The sequence below is a fragment of the Pseudomonas arvensis genome, from assembly GCF_056688935.1.
The window spans coordinates 5,731,000-5,749,948 of the sequence record NZ_CP162038.1; the positions used below are offsets into that span (position 1 = coordinate 5,731,000).

General features: G+C 61.1%; 19 protein-coding genes. 15 read left to right on the forward strand and 4 right to left on the reverse strand.

What is annotated here, in order from left to right; all coding sequences use genetic code 11:
- Positions 1-50: 50 nt before the first annotated feature.
- Positions 51-248, forward strand: coding sequence for a hypothetical protein (locus tag AB3G88_RS26095; RefSeq protein ID WP_099585738.1), 198 nt, complete (start codon positions 51-53; stop codon positions 246-248).
- A 56-nt stretch (positions 249-304) separates the two neighbouring features.
- Here AB3G88_RS26095 and gbcB read toward each other — a convergent pair whose 3' ends face one another.
- Entirely contained in the window at positions 305-1,405 is a 1,101-nt protein-coding gene (gbcB, locus tag AB3G88_RS26100; protein ID WP_017738440.1) for a glycine betaine monooxygenase reductase subunit, read from the reverse strand.
- 282 nt (positions 1,406-1,687) lie between these two features.
- On the opposite strand from gbcB, the gene gbcA reads away from it, so the two are divergent.
- The 14 genes from gbcA (at position 1,688) to AB3G88_RS26170 (ending at position 14,916) form a co-directional block, all read left to right on the forward strand.
- Entirely contained in the window at positions 1,688-2,983 is a 1,296-nt protein-coding gene (gene gbcA / locus AB3G88_RS26105) for a glycine betaine monooxygenase oxygenase subunit (protein WP_099585739.1), read from the forward strand.
- Positions 2,984-3,843: 860 nt separating this feature from the next.
- Positions 3,844-4,338, forward strand: coding sequence for a type II secretion system protein (locus tag AB3G88_RS26110; protein WP_099585740.1), 495 nt, complete (start codon positions 3,844-3,846; stop codon positions 4,336-4,338).
- On the forward strand, positions 4,313-4,693 hold the full coding sequence (locus AB3G88_RS26115) for a type II secretion system protein (RefSeq protein ID WP_480452285.1): 381 nt from the start codon (positions 4,313-4,315) through the stop codon (positions 4,691-4,693). Before AB3G88_RS26110 ends, AB3G88_RS26115 begins: the two co-directional genes overlap by 26 nt.
- Positions 4,680-5,186, forward strand: a complete 507-nt coding sequence (locus AB3G88_RS26120) for a type II secretion system protein (RefSeq protein WP_177411501.1) — start codon at positions 4,680-4,682, stop codon at positions 5,184-5,186. Before AB3G88_RS26115 ends, AB3G88_RS26120 begins: the two co-directional genes overlap by 14 nt.
- A gap of 74 nt (positions 5,187-5,260) precedes the next feature.
- Positions 5,261-6,784: a lytic polysaccharide monooxygenase gene (locus AB3G88_RS26125; RefSeq protein ID WP_480452288.1), complete on the forward strand. Its 1,524-nt coding sequence runs from the start codon at positions 5,261-5,263 to the stop codon at positions 6,782-6,784.
- 180 nt (positions 6,785-6,964) lie between these two features.
- Positions 6,965-7,396 carry a type II secretion system major pseudopilin GspG gene (gene gspG / locus AB3G88_RS26130; RefSeq protein WP_112192618.1) on the forward strand — a complete coding sequence of 144 codons (432 nt, stop codon included), beginning with the start codon at positions 6,965-6,967 and terminating at the stop codon, positions 7,394-7,396.
- A 6-nt stretch (positions 7,397-7,402) separates the two neighbouring features.
- On the forward strand, positions 7,403-7,867 hold the full coding sequence (locus AB3G88_RS26135; RefSeq protein ID WP_480452290.1) for a transglycosylase SLT domain-containing protein: 465 nt from the start codon (positions 7,403-7,405) through the stop codon (positions 7,865-7,867).
- Positions 7,864-9,048 carry a type II secretion system F family protein gene (locus tag AB3G88_RS26140; RefSeq protein WP_480452292.1) on the forward strand — a complete coding sequence of 395 codons (1,185 nt, stop codon included), beginning with the start codon at positions 7,864-7,866 and terminating at the stop codon, positions 9,046-9,048. Before AB3G88_RS26135 ends, AB3G88_RS26140 begins: the two co-directional genes overlap by 4 nt.
- A gap of 4 nt (positions 9,049-9,052) precedes the next feature.
- Positions 9,053-10,690, forward strand: a complete 1,638-nt coding sequence (locus tag AB3G88_RS26145) for a GspE/PulE family protein (RefSeq protein ID WP_099585746.1) — start codon at positions 9,053-9,055, stop codon at positions 10,688-10,690.
- Positions 10,671-11,396, forward strand: a complete 726-nt coding sequence (locus AB3G88_RS26150; protein WP_480452294.1) for a hypothetical protein — start codon at positions 10,671-10,673, stop codon at positions 11,394-11,396. The genes AB3G88_RS26145 and AB3G88_RS26150 overlap by 20 nt, the downstream gene beginning before the upstream one ends.
- On the forward strand, positions 11,393-11,947 hold the full coding sequence (locus tag AB3G88_RS26155; RefSeq protein WP_480452297.1) for a hypothetical protein: 555 nt from the start codon (positions 11,393-11,395) through the stop codon (positions 11,945-11,947). Before AB3G88_RS26150 ends, AB3G88_RS26155 begins: the two co-directional genes overlap by 4 nt.
- 6 nt (positions 11,948-11,953) lie before the next feature.
- Positions 11,954-12,490, forward strand: coding sequence for a hypothetical protein (locus tag AB3G88_RS26160; RefSeq protein WP_191959344.1), 537 nt, complete (start codon positions 11,954-11,956; stop codon positions 12,488-12,490).
- Positions 12,487-12,978, forward strand: coding sequence for a hypothetical protein (locus tag AB3G88_RS26165; protein WP_480452300.1), 492 nt, complete (start codon positions 12,487-12,489; stop codon positions 12,976-12,978). Before AB3G88_RS26160 ends, AB3G88_RS26165 begins: the two co-directional genes overlap by 4 nt.
- 18 nt (positions 12,979-12,996) lie before the next feature.
- Positions 12,997-14,916 carry a secretin GspD/PilQ domain-containing protein gene (locus tag AB3G88_RS26170; protein ID WP_099585751.1) on the forward strand — a complete coding sequence of 640 codons (1,920 nt, stop codon included), beginning with the start codon at positions 12,997-12,999 and terminating at the stop codon, positions 14,914-14,916.
- Between the two features lie 46 nt (positions 14,917-14,962).
- On the opposite strand, the gene etfB is transcribed toward AB3G88_RS26170, so the two are convergent.
- From etfB to dgcB, 3 genes are read right to left on the reverse strand one after another with little or no spacing between them, the layout of a single operon-like run.
- Entirely contained in the window at positions 14,963-15,733 is a 771-nt protein-coding gene (etfB, locus tag AB3G88_RS26175) for an electron transfer flavoprotein subunit beta (protein WP_480452302.1), read from the reverse strand.
- A 10-nt stretch (positions 15,734-15,743) separates the two neighbouring features.
- Positions 15,744-16,964 (reverse strand): electron transfer flavoprotein subunit alpha, encoded by a 1,221-nt coding sequence (gene etfA / locus AB3G88_RS26180; RefSeq protein ID WP_191946804.1) that lies wholly within the window; start codon positions 16,962-16,964, stop codon positions 15,744-15,746.
- Entirely contained in the window at positions 16,964-18,916 is a 1,953-nt protein-coding gene (dgcB, locus tag AB3G88_RS26185; protein WP_480452305.1) for a dimethylglycine demethylation protein DgcB, read from the reverse strand. Before dgcB ends, etfA begins: the two co-directional genes overlap by 1 nt.
- Between the last annotated feature and the right edge of the window lie 33 nt (positions 18,917-18,949).

Below are 18,949 nucleotides of genomic sequence, written 5' to 3' on the forward strand. Positions count from 1 at the left end.
TGCCTGCCGAATTGTCGGCTGGAAAAGGAAATCCTATCGAGGGCAACACCATGGAAATTCAACGCTACACCACTGACTCGCAACTCCGGAACGACACCAACGCCACACTCGTCAGCCTGGACGATCTTCGAAAGTTGGCGAACGTCGGCGATACCATCATCGAGCCTTCACGACTCTTTACCGTGACCGGTAAAGAATTCGAAATGACAGCATCCGGGGCGTACATCATCAACCTGTTTGTGCGTTAAGCACTGACTGTGGGAGGGGGCTTGCCCTCTCCCACATTTCAGACCGGCGCTGTTAGTCAGAACTCGATACGCACATCACCCTTCGGCACACTGCAGCACGACAGGATGTAACCTTCGGCTTCGTCTTCTTCGGTAATCCCACCGTTGTGCTCCATCTCCACCTCGCCACCCAGCTTCATCACCTTGCACGTCCCGCATATCCCCATGCCGCAGGCTTTAGGAATCAACAGCCCAAGCTTGGCCGCCGCTGCGTGCACGGTTTCGCCCGGCGCCACGCGAATGCTCTTGCCTGACGCAATGAATTCCACCTGATGCAGGTCCGCCAAGTCGACTTCCGGCGCGTCGGCGGCTTGTTCGGCTTGTTCCACCGCATCGGCACGGGCTTCCGGCGGCGTCGCACCGAAGGATTCCTCGTGATAGCGCGCCATGTCGAACCCAGCCACTTCCAGCAGGCGCTTGACCGCGTTCATGTACGGCGTCGGCCCGCAGCAGAACACTTCGCGCTCCAGGAAGTCGGGCACCATCAGTTCGAGCATCTTGTGGTTCAGGTAGCCGCGATACCCGGCCCAAGGCTCGCCCAGGCCGTGCTTTTCGCAGATCAGGTGCAGGCTGAAGTTATCGATCCGCGATGCCATGTGCTCCAGCTCGCGGTGGTAAATGATGTCTTTGGGCGAGCGGGCGCTGTGGATAAAAGTCATGTCGACATTGGCGTTGGTGTCGTAGAACCAACGCGCCATGGACATCACCGGCGTGATCCCCACGCCGCCGCTGAGGTACAACACTTTCGGGCTTGGGAAATCGATGGCATTGAACAGCCCGACCGGGCCGTGCACCGCCAACTCCTGGCCTTCGTGCAACGTGTCGTGCAGCCAGTTGGAGACCTTGCCCCCCGGCACACGCTTGATGGTCACCGAGAAGCTGTACGGCACCGACGGCGAGCTCGAAATGGTGTAGGAGCGCATGATCGGCTGGCCTTCGATTTCCAGCTCCAGGGTGACAAATTGCCCCGGTTTGAAAAAGAACAGGATCGGCTGGTCGGCCATGAAGCAAAAGGTGCGCACGTCCCAGGTTTCCTGGATGACTTTGACGCAACGGACGATGTGCCGACCATTGGCCCAGGTCTGGGTGGTTACTGGATTCAGGAAACTGTTGGACATGCTGATTCTCCACTGCCGATGCTCGGCTTTATGGTGGCGATTCTGCGTAACGCGAGAACCACCCATTTACCTATCTGCGACATTCACATACTTATCGCGACCAGCCCCCAACGACAGGGGGTTGCGCGTCGGGATCAGATTGGGCCATGTCGCCCATGGATAAGGATCGTCGCAACGCCGGCCCCACACTCACTCCCAACAACGACGCTTTCTTTACGCCTTGCTGCAAACCTGATTAGCCACTTATCTCGGCCACACAGAATGGCCATGAGGACACACACGATGGACGTCACCGCAACGTTAAGCTTGGGCGATCCGCTGGAACCCGCACGCAAGGCCACCGCGCAAATGCTGCAAGAGCGCGAGCGCACGTTTTCGCTGCCGCAGCCGTTTTACTCTGATGAGCGGCTGTTTGATATCGACATGCAGGAGATCTTCCAGAAAGAGTGGTTGATCGCCGGCATGACCTGCGAGATTCCCGCCAAGGGCAACTACCTGACCCTGCAAATCGGCAAGAACCCGATCATCGTGATCCGTGGCGCCGAAGGCGTGGTGCATGCGTTCCACAACGTCTGCCGCCACCGTGGCTCGCGCCTGTGCACCAGCGACAAGGGCAAGGTCGCCAAACTTGTGTGTCACTACCACCAATGGACGTACGAACTGGACGGCCGCCTGCTGTTCGCCGGTACCGAGATGGGCGCCGACTTCGACATGAAGCAGTACGGCCTCAAGCCAGTGAACGTGAAGACCGCTGGCGGCTACATCTTCATCAGCCTGGCCGAGAACCCGCCGGCCATTGATGACTTCCTGTCGACGCTGAACCATTACATGGAACCGTACGACATGGAAAACACCAAGGTGGCGATTCAAACCACCTTGTTCGAAAAGGCCAACTGGAAGCTGGTGCTGGAAAACAACCGCGAGTGCTACCACTGCAATGCGTCGCACCCGGAACTGTTGAAAACCCTGCTGGAATGGGACGACGTCACCGACCCGCGCGCCGATCAGGCGTTCAAGGACCACGTGGCCGCATCCGCCGCCGCCTGGGATGCCGAGAAGATCCCTTACGCCCACGCCAGCTTCGGCCTGCGTAACCGCATCGTGCGGATGCCGCTGCTCAAAGGCACCGTGTCGATGACGCTGGACGGCAAGCAGGGCTGCGCCAAGCTGATGGGCCGCATCAAGAACCCGGACCTGGGCTCGATGCGCATCCTGCACCTGCCGCATTCGTGGAACCACTGCATGGGCGACCACATCATCGTGTTCACCGTGTGGCCGATCAGCGCCCAGGAAACCATGGTCACCACCAAGTGGATCGTGCACAAGGACGCCGTCGAAGGCGTGGACTACGACGTGGATCGCATGCGCCAGGTGTGGGACGCCACCAACGACCAGGACCGTCGCCTGGCCGAAGAGAACCAGCGCGGCATCAACTCCACCGCTTACCAGCCTGGCCCGTACTCCAAGACTTACGAGTTCGGCGTGGTGAACTTTGTGGACTGGTACAGCGAACGCCTGCTGAGCAACCTGGGCGCGGCCCCGGCGCCGTATCTCAAAGGCGTGGCCGTACACGACTGATTGAGGTCACTCATAGTCGTCTTACCCCTACCGGGCGAGCGCACCGTTCGCCCCGTAGATACCGTCTTGACTCACACCGGGCAAGCGCGCGTTTCGCCATACACCTCGCCATCGATCAAAATTCAACCAAACCTCCCACAGACCTCTCCCACCCTGCCTCCCAGCCTTTGACCAACAACTTATCCACAAAGCCACCCACAGCAATTGTGGGCAACTGCGTTGCTTGCTCAAAATTAACTGAAGAAAATCCGTGACTTATTCAACTTGACGGGTTTCATCGCACATTGATCAATTTATGATCAATAGCCTACACGCGACGGAATACGTGGTTCACAGCGGTACGCAAACACCTTATCCACAGAACCGCCAACAGACTTTGGGGGCAACTCTGGCCGAGCTGTGGAAAACCATCTCAAACCTTCATAAACCGGGGCATTCACCGGTATTTCGAAGCAAAAGACGCAAATTGATCAAAATACAACCAACCCCATGAAACCCACTGTTTATATGGCCTGCAGCCGATAGCGAACATCTTATCCACAGAACCGCCAACAGAGTTTGGGGGCAACTCGACATCGGGCGCAGACCTTATCCACATCAAAACACCTGTAAAAACCGCCACTTAGCCTGGTCATTTTTCGTACAGCCCGCCACAGGCCTTGATTCCCGTGACCTGTGGACAAGCACAAACACCTTATCCACAGGCACGTGCACAGCGATTGTGGGTAACCACCGCTTATCGGCCAACTGTACAAAAAACACTCATATTAAAACTTCATCTACACTCACTTTTGCAGTTATATCCACTGGCCCGGGTGAGTGCAGAAGTCCTTGGCGCGATAGAGGGAGATAGACCAGTGATGTGGCAGGTTCATTCCAGCCATCACTGCGCCAAAGGTTTTACGCTGATTGAATTACTACTGACGCTGGCCTTGTTGGCCACGCTTTCGACAGTGGCTTATCCGCTGACGGCGTTGATGGGTAAACGCGACCGGGAACTCGACCTGCAACGCTCGTTGCGGGAAATACGCCGTGCGATCGATTCCTACAAAGAAGCCAGCGACGACGGTCGTATTGAAAAAAGCATCAGCGACAGCGGTTATCCACCCTCACTGCAGGTATTGGTCGAGGGGGTCACGGACAAGACCGATCTCAAGGGCAAAAAACTCTTCTTTCTGCGCCGTATTCCCCGCGACCCTCTCTGCGAATGTCCACACCTGTCGCCTGCGCAAACCTGGCAACTACGCAGCTACAAGAGCACCGCTGATAACCCACAAGAGGGAGAAGATGTATTCGACGTTTCGTCCAGCAGCACTCGGGAGAGTTTGAATGGAACGTTATACAGCCAGTGGTAATCGGGGTTTCACCCTGATCGAGTTGCTGGTGGTCATGGCGATCATCGCCACTCTCATGACCCTGGTGACGCCCCAGTATTTTCGCCAGCACACCAAGGCCCAGGAAACCGTACTGCGCCATAACTTGTCCTCCATCCGCCAGGCGCTGGACCAATACCGTGAAGACCACGGCGCCAATCCCGAGTCCCTGCAAGCCCTGGTGGAACGGCGTTATTTGCGCGAAATCCCCATCGACCCCCTGACCGGCAAGCGCGAAACCTGGCGATTGCAGCCTTCCGATGAACAAGGCCTGGGCGACGTGCGCAGCGGCGCCCCCGGCACCGCCAACGACGGGAGCACCTATGCCGACTGGTAAGCACAACCAGCATGGCTCGGTATTCATGGGCATGTTGGTGACGGTGGCCGTGGTGGCCGTGATGCTGATGGAAGCCGGCACGCTGTGGTCCAGCGTGATGCAGCGCGAGCGCGAGTTGGAATTGCTGGCGCGCGGCAATGAGATTCGCCGCGCGATCGGGCTGTATTACGCGGCCGGCAATACCTTCCCCAAGTCCCTCGAAGACCTGGTACTCGACCGCCGTCAACCGACCATCAAGCGCTACCTGCGCCGTGCCTATGCCGACCCGCTGACCGGCAGCGCCGAGTGGGGTGTCATCGCCGGCCCCGGCGACACCCTCATGGGTGTCTTCAGCAAGGCCAGCGGCACACCCTTCAAGCAAGGCAACTTTGCAGTCATCAATCAGAGTTTTACAGGACAAGGCAGTTATCAAGGGTGGGTGTTTCTGTTTGGCCCTGGGCAGAACAACCCTGCAACCCGCATCGCTCCCACGGAGGATCAACTGACCCGATGACACTCACGCAATTGGCACACTGATCGTTCCAGCAGTTCGGAACTTGTTTATCTGAATTGAAGGTGGACTAGAGCATGAATAAGTATACGAAGAGACTTTTCAAATGGACGGTGGCGACCGTGCTTCTGGCACCCGCCTTGAGCTGGGCACATGGTGCGCTGGACTTCCCGGCATCACGCGCGGTGAACTGCCAGGCGACCGGCGGTTACTGGCAATCTGAGGATGGTTCCTCCATCGTCGACAAAGGCTGCCGAGAATCCGCAAAGATATTTAACGGCTCGGCCGCGAAAGTATTCCCCGCGCAGCAATGGAATGAGATTGCCCATATTCCAGAGATCAATAACCCATCCTTGGATCAGATCAAGGCCATCATCAAAGATGGTCAGATCTGCTCCGCCAATGATCACAGGAAAGCCAGCCTGGATAAGCCAACGCCCTATTGGACAAAGACGGAGGTCATGCCTGGGCAATCACTCACGATGCGACTTATCGGCACTGCACCCCATGTGCCGAGCAAGTTTTATGCATTTACGAGCCGACCCGGCTTCGATACGGCTACGGATATATTGAAATGGAGTGATCTGGTACCGCTGGGCCCGGAAGAGCGGTTTACCGTCGCTAAAGAAAACTGGCAGACCCCGCCAAGAATCGCCGGGGCTTCGGGTTACTTTGAAATAGTTAGAACAATCCCGAGTGATGTGTCGGGAAGTGGGTTGATCGTGGGTATATGGGTACGGAATGACCCCAATGGCGAATTTTTTATCTCGTGCTCGGATGTGAATTACCAAGGAGGCGGCGTGCCTGAAGAACCACACAACATTGGTTCATTCATCACTGCCGATATGCAAACGGCCAAGCGCGGAGACTCCGTGCATTTCAGGATCTTTGGTATCGACGCGGCGAGAACGGAACTGGTCAACATCATCCATAAACTTACAGCTTCTAATGAAGCCCCCAGTCAGTGGGGGAAAGAAATCGCCGATAAAGTCAACCCTTCCATCGCCAGGATTGGCGAGTTGGAGGGCACGACAATCAGGTTCAATCAAGCCAACCCACTGATCAACTCGACCTATGTCACCAACAAAGGTTACACACAGGCGATGTCAATCATGCCAGGTGAGGACCCAGGCCCTGTTAATCCGGCACCGCCTGTAGCACGAATCACGGGCCCGACAACATTGAAATCGGGACAAGCCTTTACGTTCAGTGGGGCAGGATCAACGGGTAGCAATGGACGTTTACTCTATGAGTGGGCAGTGCCAGGGATGACAGGCGCACAGAACGGCTCGACCGTCAGCGGCAAGGCATTCAGCGTCACACAAGCAACTACGTTCCCGGTACGCCTGCTTGTTCGCGACCAGCAAAACGGCAAAGTCAACCAGGCGGTGTTGGACTTTACGGTGACGCCAGACGGCGATGACGACGAATATCCAGCCTGGGTAAAAGACGGCGGCTATCGCAGCGGCTCGAAAGTCTCCAATTATGGAATGAAGTTTGAGTGCAAAGAGGGATCTGCGGGCGCATGGTGCGGGCAGAATGAAAACGAACCAGGCAAACCTGGCTCTACGTTCTGGCAGCGCGCCTGGGATGTCAAATAGCTGAACGGGGTGACTTTGCGCCGCACCCAGGTGCGGCGCTCTCTGCTCTCGAAATCGTTGCTATAGTTGATTGACACGTCCTCTATACAGTATGCAGTTCTACCGGCGGTGCCCGCACAACAGCGGGCCGGGAGAGTTATACACAACCGCCCTACCTTGGCACTCCCACAGGGTATTTCCATGCGCACACACTCTTTTATCCACAGCCCCCAACGCGGCTTCACGTTGCTGGAGCTGCTCGTCGTCCTGCTGATCATCGCCCTGCTCGCCAGCTATGTCGGCCCCAAGATGTTCGATCGCCTGGAACTGGCCAAGGTGCAAACGGCCCAGGGCCAGATGAAGTCCCTTGCCGACGCCCTGAACCAGTACCGCCTGGACAACGGCAACTACCCGGACGAAACACTCGGCCTGAATGCGCTGAGCACGCGCCCTGCCAACGCAAACAATTGGCAGGGACCGTACCTGAAAACGCTGCCGCCAGACCCTTGGGGCAACCCTTACCTGTACAAAAACCCCGGCGCCCCGCCCAACGATGCAGAGATCATTTCCCTGGGTCGCGATGGCAAGGCCGGCGGTGTGAACACTTACGCCGACATCGTGTACGGGCTGTGACCCGCCATGCGCACGCTGCGGATGGCCCTGACCCTGCTTTGTCTGTCGGGCATCGCCCAGGCCAACTGCTGGCAGTTGGCAGCCAGTCGTTACCACGTCGATCCGCTCCTGTTGTACGCCATCGCCAGGGTCGAATCCGGTCTCGATCCGATGGCTCGCAACGTCAACAGCGATGGCAGCCAGGACATCGGCCTGATGCAGATCAACAGCCGTCACTTGCCGGCACTGGCGCGGTTCGGCATCACCGAACAGCACTTGATCACCCAGCCCTGCACCAGTGTCATGGTGGGTGCGTGGATTCTTGCCGGGTTTATCCGCGAGCAAGGTTATGGCTGGCAGGCCGTGGGCGCGTATAACGCCGGGGCCAAGCCGGACCGTGAAGCACGGCGCTCGCGCTATGCCCTGGCCGTGTGGCGCTACTACGGCGAGTTGCTGCAACAACGCCAGCAACTGGCCAGGCAAACCCCATGATCGACATCGACGCCCGCATCATTCGCGACGGCCATTTGCAGACGCTGCGTCTGCAAGCCCTCGATTTGCCCCAGGCACGCCAGCAATTACAGGCCGACGGCGCCCAGGTCATTTCGCTGAAGGCGCGCCGCGCGTTCACTTTGCCGAGTCGACGCGCCAGGTTTGCCCTCGGCCTGTTTATCCAGGAACTGGTGGTGCTGCTGGACGCCGGCCTGGTGCTGGTGGAAGCGGTGGAAACCCTGCGCGACAAGGCGCCAGCGGGCGTCAACCGCCAGGTCATGAGCGATCTGCTGGCCTCCATGTATGAAGGCAACTCACTGTCCAGGGCGATGCAGCTCGGGCCGCAGACGTTTCCTTCACTGCTGATTGCCACCGTGGCGTCCTCCGAACACAGCGGTCAATTGGCCGTGGCCTTGCGCCGTTACCATCATTTCGAAGCGCATTTGGAAACCGTCAAAAAGCGCGTCAGCGGCGCCCTGATGTATCCCTTGGTGGTGCTCAGCGTGGGCGCGTTGATCCTGCTGTTTTTGCTGTTCTTCGTGATTCCGCGCTTCGCCTCGGTATTTGATGCGGTCAGCGACCTGCCAGCCACCGCACGCTTCATGGTGTGGTGGGGCGCGCTGGTGGATGCGCGAGGCATGGAGTTACTGATCGGCCTGGCGCTGGCCATCGCGGCACTGGTCCTGATGTTTCGCAGCGCCGGGCTCAAGCGTCGCGCAGCGGGCCTGTTCTGGAAGATCCCCAGCCTGGGCGCCCAGCGCACGCTGTTTATCCTCGCGCGGTTTTATCGCACGGCCGGCATGTTGCTGATGGGCGGGATGCCGGTGGTTACGGCGGTGGAGCTGTCCGGTGCGTTGCTGCCCGTGGAGCGCCAGGCGGACCTGCGCCAGGCCCTGAGCGACATCCAGGCCGGCCAGCCACTCTCCACCGCCCTGGCCCGCCATCAACTGACCACCGCCGTCGCCGAACGACTGTTGCGGGTGGGTGAGCAAAGCGGCGAGCTGGCGGCCATGTGCGAACGGATCGCGCAGTTTCACGACGAGGCACTGGAGCGGGCCATCGAGCTGTTCAGCAAGGTCTTCGAGCCGCTGTTGATGCTGGTCGTGGGCGGGTTGATCGGCTTGATCGTGTTCATGCTGTACATGCCGATTTTCGAACTGGCAGGTTCCATCCAGGGGTAGCGCGATGAGCGAGCAGACACGGCAATGGCAAGCGCTTGCGACGCAACGGGGCATGAGCTTGTCCAACTACCTGTTGGAGGTGCTGGACAAGGCGCCCGACCAATTACCGACGATCGCCCAGCCCCTCGGTCTGCTCGCCATCGCCCCGGAACACCTCAATGAAGACTGGCGTTTCGATCTACTGGCGCTGCCCCAGGCACTGATCCATAACGTATTGCCTGTGGATAACCACGGCCAGCCGTGCCTGGTGCTGGGAGATCCTTTCACCTTGGCCAGCCGACACTGGCTGCAGTCCTCCAAGACCTTGCGCCAACTGCCCCTGGCCATGAGCCTGCCCGGCGCGGTCAAGGCCCAGTTGACTGCGGCCGAAGCCAGCCAACGGGTGATGCAGCCATTTGGCGACGACGCTGAAAGCGCCCTCGTCGGCCAGTCCGCCCAGGAAATATCCCTGAGCAGCATCGCTCGCGACGACAACCCGGTGGTGCGCCTGGTCAACTCCATGCTGTTCGATGCGCTGCAAAGCCGCGCCAGCGACATCCATGTGGAAACCACACCGCAGGGTCTGGTGATCAAGTACCGCATCGACGGCGTGTTGCAGCAGATGGGCCAAGCCGGCGGCATGGACATGGCCGAGCAGGCGCTGTCGCGGATCAAGGTGTTGTCGGAGCTGGACATCGGCGAGCGACGGGTGCCCCAGGACGGACGTTTCAAGATGAAAATCCAGGGCCGCGAGGTGGATTTTCGCGTGTCGATCATGCCCAGCATCCACGGTGAAGATGCGGTGTTGCGGATTCTCGACAAATCCCAGCGCGGCGAGTCGCTGAGCCTGGAAAACCTCGGCCTGGCCACCGACACCATTGCGCGCATCCGCGTACTCGCCAGCGAACCCTACGGCATGCTGCTGGTGACCGGCCCCACTGGCAGTGGCAAATCCACCACGCTGTACGCCGCGTTGTCGGAGACCAATACCGGCGAGAAAAAGATCATCACCATTGAAGACCCGGTGGAGTACGAACTGCCCGGCGTGCTGCAAATCCCGGTCAACGACAAGAAAGGTCTTACCTTCGCCCGTGGGCTGCGCTCGATCCTGCGCCACGATCCGGACACGATTCTGGTCGGGGAAATCCGCGACGGGGAAACGGCAGGCATTGCAGTGCAAGCCGCGTTGACCGGGCATCTGGTGCTGTCGTCGGTGCACGCCAACAGCGCGTTCAGTGTGCTGGAGCGCTTTACCTACATGGACGTGGACCCGGCCAGTTTTGTCGAAGCCCTCAACGGCGTGGTTGCCCAACGCCTGGTTCGGCGCATCTGCCCGGACTGCGGCGTAGACGCTACCCCCGATCCAGACATCGCCCACCTCGCCCAACTGCCCGAGACCCAGCTCAAACAAGGCCACTACCGCATAGGAAAAGGCTGCGAGGCCTGTCGCCACACCGGCTATCGCGGTCGGCTCGCGCTGGCCGAAGTGTTGACCCTGACCGACAGCATCAAGGAGGGCCTGCTCAACCGCAGTTCGGCCGCCACCTTGCGCGAACTGGCCCGTGAAGCCGGCCACGTGTTTATCCGCGATATCGCCCTGGCCCATGCGGCCCAGGGCGAGACCACGCTCAAGGAGGTTCACCGTGTCATTTCCCTTTATTGAGCACGTGGTGGCGCTGCACAGTGCCAGCGCCGAATGGGCGGCTCGCCCACGCTGGCGCGGTGCACGTATCTGGCACGCGCAGCACACCGGCGAGCCATTGGCCGCTTGCGCCGCACTGCTGGAACAGGCACCTCGGGGCCACGTGGGCTTTCTGGACCGGGCCACCGTGCTGCTGGGCTTTCCCCATGTGCACTACCTGATATTGCCGTGGCAAACCGGCCTGTACAGCGCAGGCGATTGGCAGGCATTTGCCGAAGCCACCTTTAGCCAACAGGTCGGCATCGACCCTGAGCACTGGCAGGTGCAAGCCGCCAACGGTCACTTCGGCCAGGCTTGTGTCGCGGTCGCGACTTCACGGGAGCTGCTGCAAGACCTGCGCGACCTGTTCAAGCTGCACCGCTTGCCCCTGGTCACCTGTACGCCGTTGCTGACCGCCGTGGCGCAGCGGTACTGGCGACAATTGCCCGACGACTGCGTACTGGCCGTGCCCGAAGCCGACAGCCTCAGTTGCCTCTACCGACAACAGGGCACAATCGAGCAGCTGTGCGTGATTGCGACCCAACCAGGCAGCACATTGAGCGACAACCTGTTCACCGCCGACCTGCTGGTCGAGCGGCACGCGCTGACCCCGCTGGTCGTCACCAATAACCCTGCGGACAACCGCCTGGGCCCCGTGCACCCCTGGCTGGAGGCATCGACAGCATGAGAACCAGGCTCGTCAGTGCCTGGCAACGGCTGCGCGCCCGCCGTGCACCCGCCGTTGATTTCCAACACGCCACGGCGACGCTTCGGCCACTGGTGACTGCGCTTTGGCTGATGGTTGCGGTAATGATGTTCGGCCTCTGGCGACAGTGGCAACACATGGAGTACCAACAGCAAAAGACCGATGAACTGGAGCAACACTTTATCCAACTCGCCCGCCGCCAGGAGCAGTTGATCCAGGCGGCCATTCGCTTGTCGCCCCAGCAGAAAAAACAGCTGGCAGCCTTCGCCCAACAGAAGGCCAGCCCCTTCGCCCTGATGGATGCCGTGGCCCAGGCCTGGTCGAGAGAAATCGCCCTGACCCGTGTCGAGGTCAACACCCAGGCCCAACTGATTCACCTGGATCTGGAAGCCAAGCAGTTGGGTGATGCGTTTCGCTTCGTGGACCGGCTCAAGGCCCGGCCAGGGGTACAGGTACATCTGCAACAAAGCGCGCTCAAACCCGATGATCCGCAGCACCCGGTGCAGGTCAAACTCAGCGTTGGATCAGGATAGCCAGCCATGGACACCCTCACTCGCTACCTGCCACGTCTGCGCTGGCAACTGATGCAGTGCCAACAGCGCCTGGGCTTCTGGGGCTTGCTGGCGTTGGGTGTGATGTTCACGACACTGGTGATCGAAGTGGCGGTGATTTACCCGGCAGGCGCTACCGACCGCATGCGTCGCCAGGAAATACAGGCCGGCATCGACGAGCAGCCACAGGAGGTGCAGGTCACCGAGCCGGTCGTGGTCGAGCGACTGCCCAGCGCAGACGACTTTGCCCCGCGCCTGGAAAAGCTGCTGGGCGTTCTCACTCAACGCGGCTTTATCATCAAACAAACCACGCTCGCCTACTCCGCCCCCGGCGACAGCGGGCTGCAACGCCTGGATGTGGACATTCCGCTTACCGGCCCGTACACCCTGCTGCGCGACGCCCTGACCGACGTCGCCAAAGAACCGGCCGTGCGCATCGAGCACCTGACTCTGGAGCGCAAGGACATCACCAGCGGCATGCTGAATATCACCCTCAAGGTGAGCGTACTGGGGGTGACGCAATGAAACTGTCGCCGTATTTGCGCGTGCTGTTAGTGCTGACCCTGATCGGCTGCGGCTGGCTGTTCTGGCAGGACAACGCAAACAGCCCCGACACCGCATCAACAGCGGTAATCCGCCCGCCGGTAGCCGCCTTGCCAGCGCCTGTTGTCGAAGCGGGCGCGCCCGTGGTCGAAACGGTTGACCTGTTCCCCGCCCAAACCTGGACACCGCCACCGCCCGTTGCCCCCGTCGACACTTCACCGCCCAAGCCGCCACCGCTGCCCTTCACCGTCAGCGCGCAGTGGCGCTATGAGAGCCAATCGAAAATCGTCGTGCTTCAGGGCAACGGCCGCCAGTACACGCTGTGCAACCGTTGTTCGGTACCCGGGCGCATCGTGCCCGGCAAGATGCTCGACGCGCACTACCGCCTGGACAAACTCACCGACACCGCTGTGGTGCTGACCTACATGCCGCTCAAGCATGCCAGCACTTTGCGGCTGGACACTCACTGACCGGAGCAGGACACGATCATGGCGATACGTACGTGGGTTCCCTTGAGCCTGGCCGTGGCCTTGCTCAGCGCCTGCCAGACTCAACGGGCGATCAAGGAGAGCGACGAGTTGCGCCAGAAGGGCGACATCATCCGCTCCGTCGAAGTGCTGCAAGCCGAAGCCAAACAAGCCCCCGACGACGTGCAATTGCGCACCGCCAACTACAGCAAGCTGGAGTTGCTGGTGGCGCAATACAGCCGCGAGGCCAGCACCGCGCTGATGCGCGGCGACGATGCCGCCGCCATCCGCGCCCTGGAAACCATCCTCAAGTACGACCCCAGTAACCTCGGCGCGCGCCAGGAAATCCAGAGCATCCAGGCGATGAAACAGCTGCGCCCGCAACTGGCACAAGCCTACGAACTGAAGCGTTCCAACCCCGTGGAAGCACTCAACCTGGTGCGCCGGATCATCGCGCAAAAGCCCAACTACCGAGAGGCCCTGGACTTTCGCAATGCCCTGACCCGTGAACTGGTGAGTGCCGACTACCTCAGCGCCGACCTCTCCGAGGCCATGCGCAAACCCCTGAGCCTGGAGTTCAGCGCCCAAAGCCTGACCACGATTTTCGAGACCATTGCGCGCCTGTCGGGGGTCAACTTCGTCATCGACAAGGACGTCAATCCCAGTGCCTCAGCGAGCATGACCGCGAGCCGAACCACCGCCGAAGACGCCCTGAACCTGCTGCTGACCACCCAAGGGTTGGACAAGAAAGTCCTCAACGCCAACACCATTCTGGTTTACCCCCGACGCCCGGACAAAGAACGGGAATATCGCGAGTTGGCCGTACGCACCTTCTACCTTAGCCATGGCGACCCCAAGGTCATCGCCGCCGAGATCAAGCAAGTGCTCAAGCCCAAGGAGGTATTGGTGGACGAACGCCTGAACGCGGTGATTGTGCGCGATGGCCTCGACACCCTGAGCGCGGTGGAAAAACTCGTGGAGGCCATTGATATCGCGCAGTCGGAAGTGACCATCGACATTCAGGTGCTGGAGGTCAGCCTGACCGACGAATTGAACCTGGGCATCCAGTACCCGGAAAGCATCGGCCTGTCCGTGGGCAACCTCGCCAACGTGCCTGCGGGGCTCGCGGGCATCCCGATCAGCGCGTTGCGTGGGATCAATGGCGACAATATCCTGCTCGATTCCGGCAGCACCTCGGCGCGCATCAATATGCTGCAGCGCAGCGGCAACACCGTGACCCTGGCCAACCCCAGGGTACGGGTGCGCAACCGCGAAGAAGCCCAGGTGAACATTGGCGACAAGATCCCCGTGGTCACCACCACCACGGCCAACCAGATCACCACCTCGTCGGTGTCTTACCAGGACGTGGGCTTGCAAATCACGGTCAAGCCCAACATCAGCCTGAGCGATGAGGTAAACCTGGAGTTGAACGTGGAAATGAGCCATATCACCAAGCGCATTCCCGGCTCGGAAAACGTACCGGCCACCTTCGAGCTGGGCTCACGCGCCACCAAGACCCTGCTGACCGCGCGCAACAATGAAACCCAGATCGTCTCGGGGCTGATCCGCACGGCGGATGTCGACGAAGGCTCGGGGCTGCCGTGGTTGAGCCAGATCCCGTGGATCGGCAAGAAGCTGTTTGGCACGAACCAGAATACCCAGCAGAAAACCGAGATCATCCTGCTGCTGACGCCGAGGATCGAACGCAACCTCGACCTGCCGATTTCCCAGATCAGCACCTTTCACAGCGGCACCGAGGCGCGCAGCTCTACACAAGGCATGATCCTGCGCGATACCACCGAGAAGATGATCCTCAAACCGATTGGCGGCGATCCCACGCCGACGCTGCCACCGCCGATGCAGCAGCCGGATGCCACCTGGCAACCGCTGCCGCCACCGCTGCCGGAGTTGGTGCCCAAGCCGGCCCCAGCGCCCCCTTAATCTCAGAACCTTATGCAGATCAAAATGTGGGAGGGGGCTTGGTGGGTTAGCGCACCACGCCTTCTTCTATGAGCAACCTGAGAATCGCCTGGGCACCTTCTTCGGCGCTCACACCTTTGAGCACCTGCCCACCGCCACCACTGGCCTTCGCCGTTGCCGCCTTCATGCGGTCTGCCCCGCTCTTGGCCTTGATCACCTTGAGGCGCTTGGGCCGGGGCTTGGCCGGTTGCAGCGCCGCGTCGGTGAATAACAGGTCTTCTTCAATTTCGACCTCATGGGCCGCCAGTTCGCCGCGCTGCGCCGGGCCGTAGGCACTCTGCCGAGGCTTCGGCGCGGCGTTATCCACCGTCGCCAAAAACGGCAGGCGCACTTTCAGGCGCCGCCGCTGACCACGGGGCAAGGCTTGCAGCACATGGGCCACGCCGCCTTCGATGGACTCCACCTGAGCCAACCCGACAATCAGCGGCCAGCCCAGTTGCTCGGCGAGCAGGAACGGCAGCATCCCCGAGCCCTCACCGGTTTCGGCCTGGCTGCCGGTGAGCACCACCTGGGCGCCGGCCTCGCGCAGGTAGTCACTGAGCACCGGCAAGGCGTCGGCGCCAGCCGGTTGTTCGAGCACGTGCAGTTGCGGCAAACCCATGCCCAGGTAGCTGCGCAAGGTGGGTTCGGCGATGTTGCCGGCGTGCAGCACCTGCAATTTATCCCCAGCCATTTGCAGGCCGAGTTCAACGGCACGCGCATCCTGTTCGGCACGGCGCGGGCGCCCTGACGTGGGGTGGGCGCCGATGGATACCAGGCTGATTACATTCGTGGTCATAGTCATGTCCCTAAGCCGCATCGCGCTTGGCGCCGTTGCGGTAGGCCTCTACCGCATCGATCAACGCTTGCAGAATCGCGGCGCTCTCGCCAATCACCGACAGGTCGGCACGCTTGATCATGTCGCAACCCGGGTCGAGGTTGATCGCCACCACCTTGTCGCAGGCACCGATGCCTTGCAGATGCTGGATCGCCCCGGAAATTCCCACGGCCACATACACCCGTGCGGTGACCCAAGTGCCGCTGGCGCCGACCTGGCGATCACGGGCCATGAAGCCGTCGTCCACCGCCACCCGCGACGCGCCTTCGGTGGCGCCCAGGGCAGCAGCGGTCTGGTGGAACAGGTTCCAATCCTTCACGCCGTTGCCGCCGGAGAAAATGAATTCCGCTTCGGCCATCGGAATCGCCGCCGGGTCCACCGCCACCGCGCCGAGGTCTTCGATACGCGGCAGGCTGCGGGCCAGGGTTGTGGATAACTCCACGGGCAAGACTTCATGGCGCGTGTCGCTGACCGGATCGGCACATTCGACGGCGGCGAGGATCAAGCGTGGCAGTGGCCGCGCCAAGTCTTGCTGGCCGGCACCGGCGCGGCCGATGCACTCGTCACCCTTGATCTGCCACACCCGCGTGGCCGGGCGTTCCTTGAGGCTGGCGGCAAAACGCCGACCCAGCTCACCCCCGCCACTGCGGCTGTCGGGCAGCAGCCAATGGCGTGGGTTGAACTGGTTATCCACAGCCCGCAAACCCTGCACGCGTTGCTCGGGTGAATAACCGTCGAACTCATGCCCATCCAGCACCAGCAGGCGGTCGACACCGGCGGTGGCAAACGCGCTTTCCTTGTGCTCGCCAAACACCACCGCCAACACCGCGCCGTCGTTACCGGCAAGTTGTCGCGCCAGGCCGAGCAGGTCACGGTCGTGGCTGCTCAGACGGCCGCCGACCATGTCCGGCACTACGTTGATGTAGAACGCAGGCGCAGGCACCTGATGCAGCGGCAATTGCACTTCCACCGCCGCCGTACGCTTGGCCGCGCCGCCCTGCTGGGCGCCGCTGCGGTCGATGCGCTTGATGCCGTTGGGGCCGATAAACCCGACGCCATGGACGTTTTTGCGGATAACGCCGTTCGGCCCCATCCAGCTGTGTTGCACAGGCTGCATCGCCGCGTGAAGCGGGTGCAGACGGTTACGGGCGATCCATTCAGCCCGTGGGTCGCGGCGGATAATGTCGCTCATCAGTGCATCTCCGCAGACGTTTGTTGGACAGGACGTTTAGGCACTTTCGCCAGCGCAGTGTCTTCAAGCAACGCGTCAGCCACCAGCTCGGCAATGTCCTTGATCAATGGCCGCGGCTCGACAACACCTTCAAGCATCGCCGTGCATTGCGGGCAACCAACTGCCACCAACTCGGCACCGGTCTCGCGGATATCGTCCATGCGCATATCCGGGATCCGTTGCTTGCCAGGAATGTCCGTGATCGGCGCCCCGCCGCCACCGCCGCAGCAGCGCGAACGGAAGCCCGAGCGTTGCATCTCCTTGACCTCGATCCCCAGCGCCCGCAGCACTTGGCGCGGCGCCTCGTATTCGCCGTTGTAGCGGCCCAGATAGCACGGGTCGTGATAGGTCACGCTGCTGCCTTTGTGCTGGCCCAGGTTCAGCGCGCCGTCACCGATCAGCTCGGCCATGAAGGTGCTGTGGTGCTGTACGAGGTAGTTGCCGTTGAAGGCGCCGTATTCGTTTTTCAGCACATGGAAACTGTGGGGGTCGCAGGTGACGATGCGTTTGAAGCTGTACTTGGCCAAGGTCTGGATATTGCGCGTGGCCAGCAGTTGGAACGTCGCTTCATCGCCCAGGCGACGGGCGACGTCGCCGCTGTCGCGCTCTTCCAGGCCGAGCACGGCGAAGTCGACGTTGGCGGCTTTGAGCACTTTGACGAACGCACGCAGGGTGCGTTGGTTGCGCATGTCGAAGGCTCCGTCGCCGACCCAGAACAGCACGTCGGTGGTGCCCTTGTCACTGAGCAACGGCAGGTTCAGATCCGCCGCCCAGTTGAGGCGACCGCCCGGTGCAAAACCGCCAGGGTTGTCGGTGGCGATCAGGTTTTCCAAGACTTCGGCGCCTTTGTTCGGGGTGGCGCCTTTTTCCAGAGTGAGGTGGCGACGCATGTCGACGATGGCGTCCACGTGCTCGATCATCATCGGGCACTCTTCCACGCAAGCGCGGCAGGTGGTGCACGACCACAGGGTCTCGGCGTCCACCAGGCCGTTGACGATCGGTTGATGCGGGTTGCCGCCGTGTTCGCCAATCGCCTTGCCCGGATACGGGCTGCCGGCGAACTTGGCATCGGTGCCACCAGCCAGGCCGACCACCATGTCCTGGATGAGTTTTTTCGGGTTCAGCGGCTGGCCGGCAGCGAACGCCGGGCACGCCGCTTCGCACTTGCCGCACTGCACGCAGGCGTCAAAGCCGAGCAGTTGGTTCCAGGTGAAATCCTTGGGTTTCTCCACGCCCAGCGGCGCGGATTTATCGCTGAGGTCCAGCGGTTTCAAACCGGTGGAGCGCCCGCCACCGAAGCGTTCGGCACGGCGGTGCCAGGCCAGGTGCAGGGCACCAGCGAAGGCGTGCTTCATCGGCCCGCCCCAGGTCATGCCGAAGAACATTTCGGACACGCCCCACAGCACACCCACGCTGAGCAACGCCGCGAGCAGCCAGCCACCGAAGTCGGCGGGCAGAATCCCGGCCACCGGCAGCGTCACCAGGAAGAAACTCACCGAGAACGCCATCAGGCTTTTCGGCAGGCGCATCCATGGGCCTTTGGACAGGCGTGCGGGCGGGTTGCGCCGACGCAGGTACATAAAGATGGCGCCGACAAACATCAACACCGAAGCCAGCAGCAAGGCGTAGCCGAGGATGCGGTTTTGCAGGCCGAAGCCATGCACCAGAATCGCCAGCAGCGCCGACAGGACAAAGCCCAGCGCCGTGGCGACGTGGGTGTTGGCGATGTATTTATCGCGGGCGACCACGTGGTGCAGGTCGACCATATAGCGCTTGGGCATGGCCAACAGACCGCCGAGCAGGTCGACCTTGGAGGCACGGCCACGGCGCCACATGTTCACGCGGCGCAGCGCGCCGAGGACGGCGAGGCCCAGGGCGGCAAACAAGAGAATAGGCAGCAAGGTGTTCAACATGGTGAAGCTCCCACAGACCACACAGGTCTACTG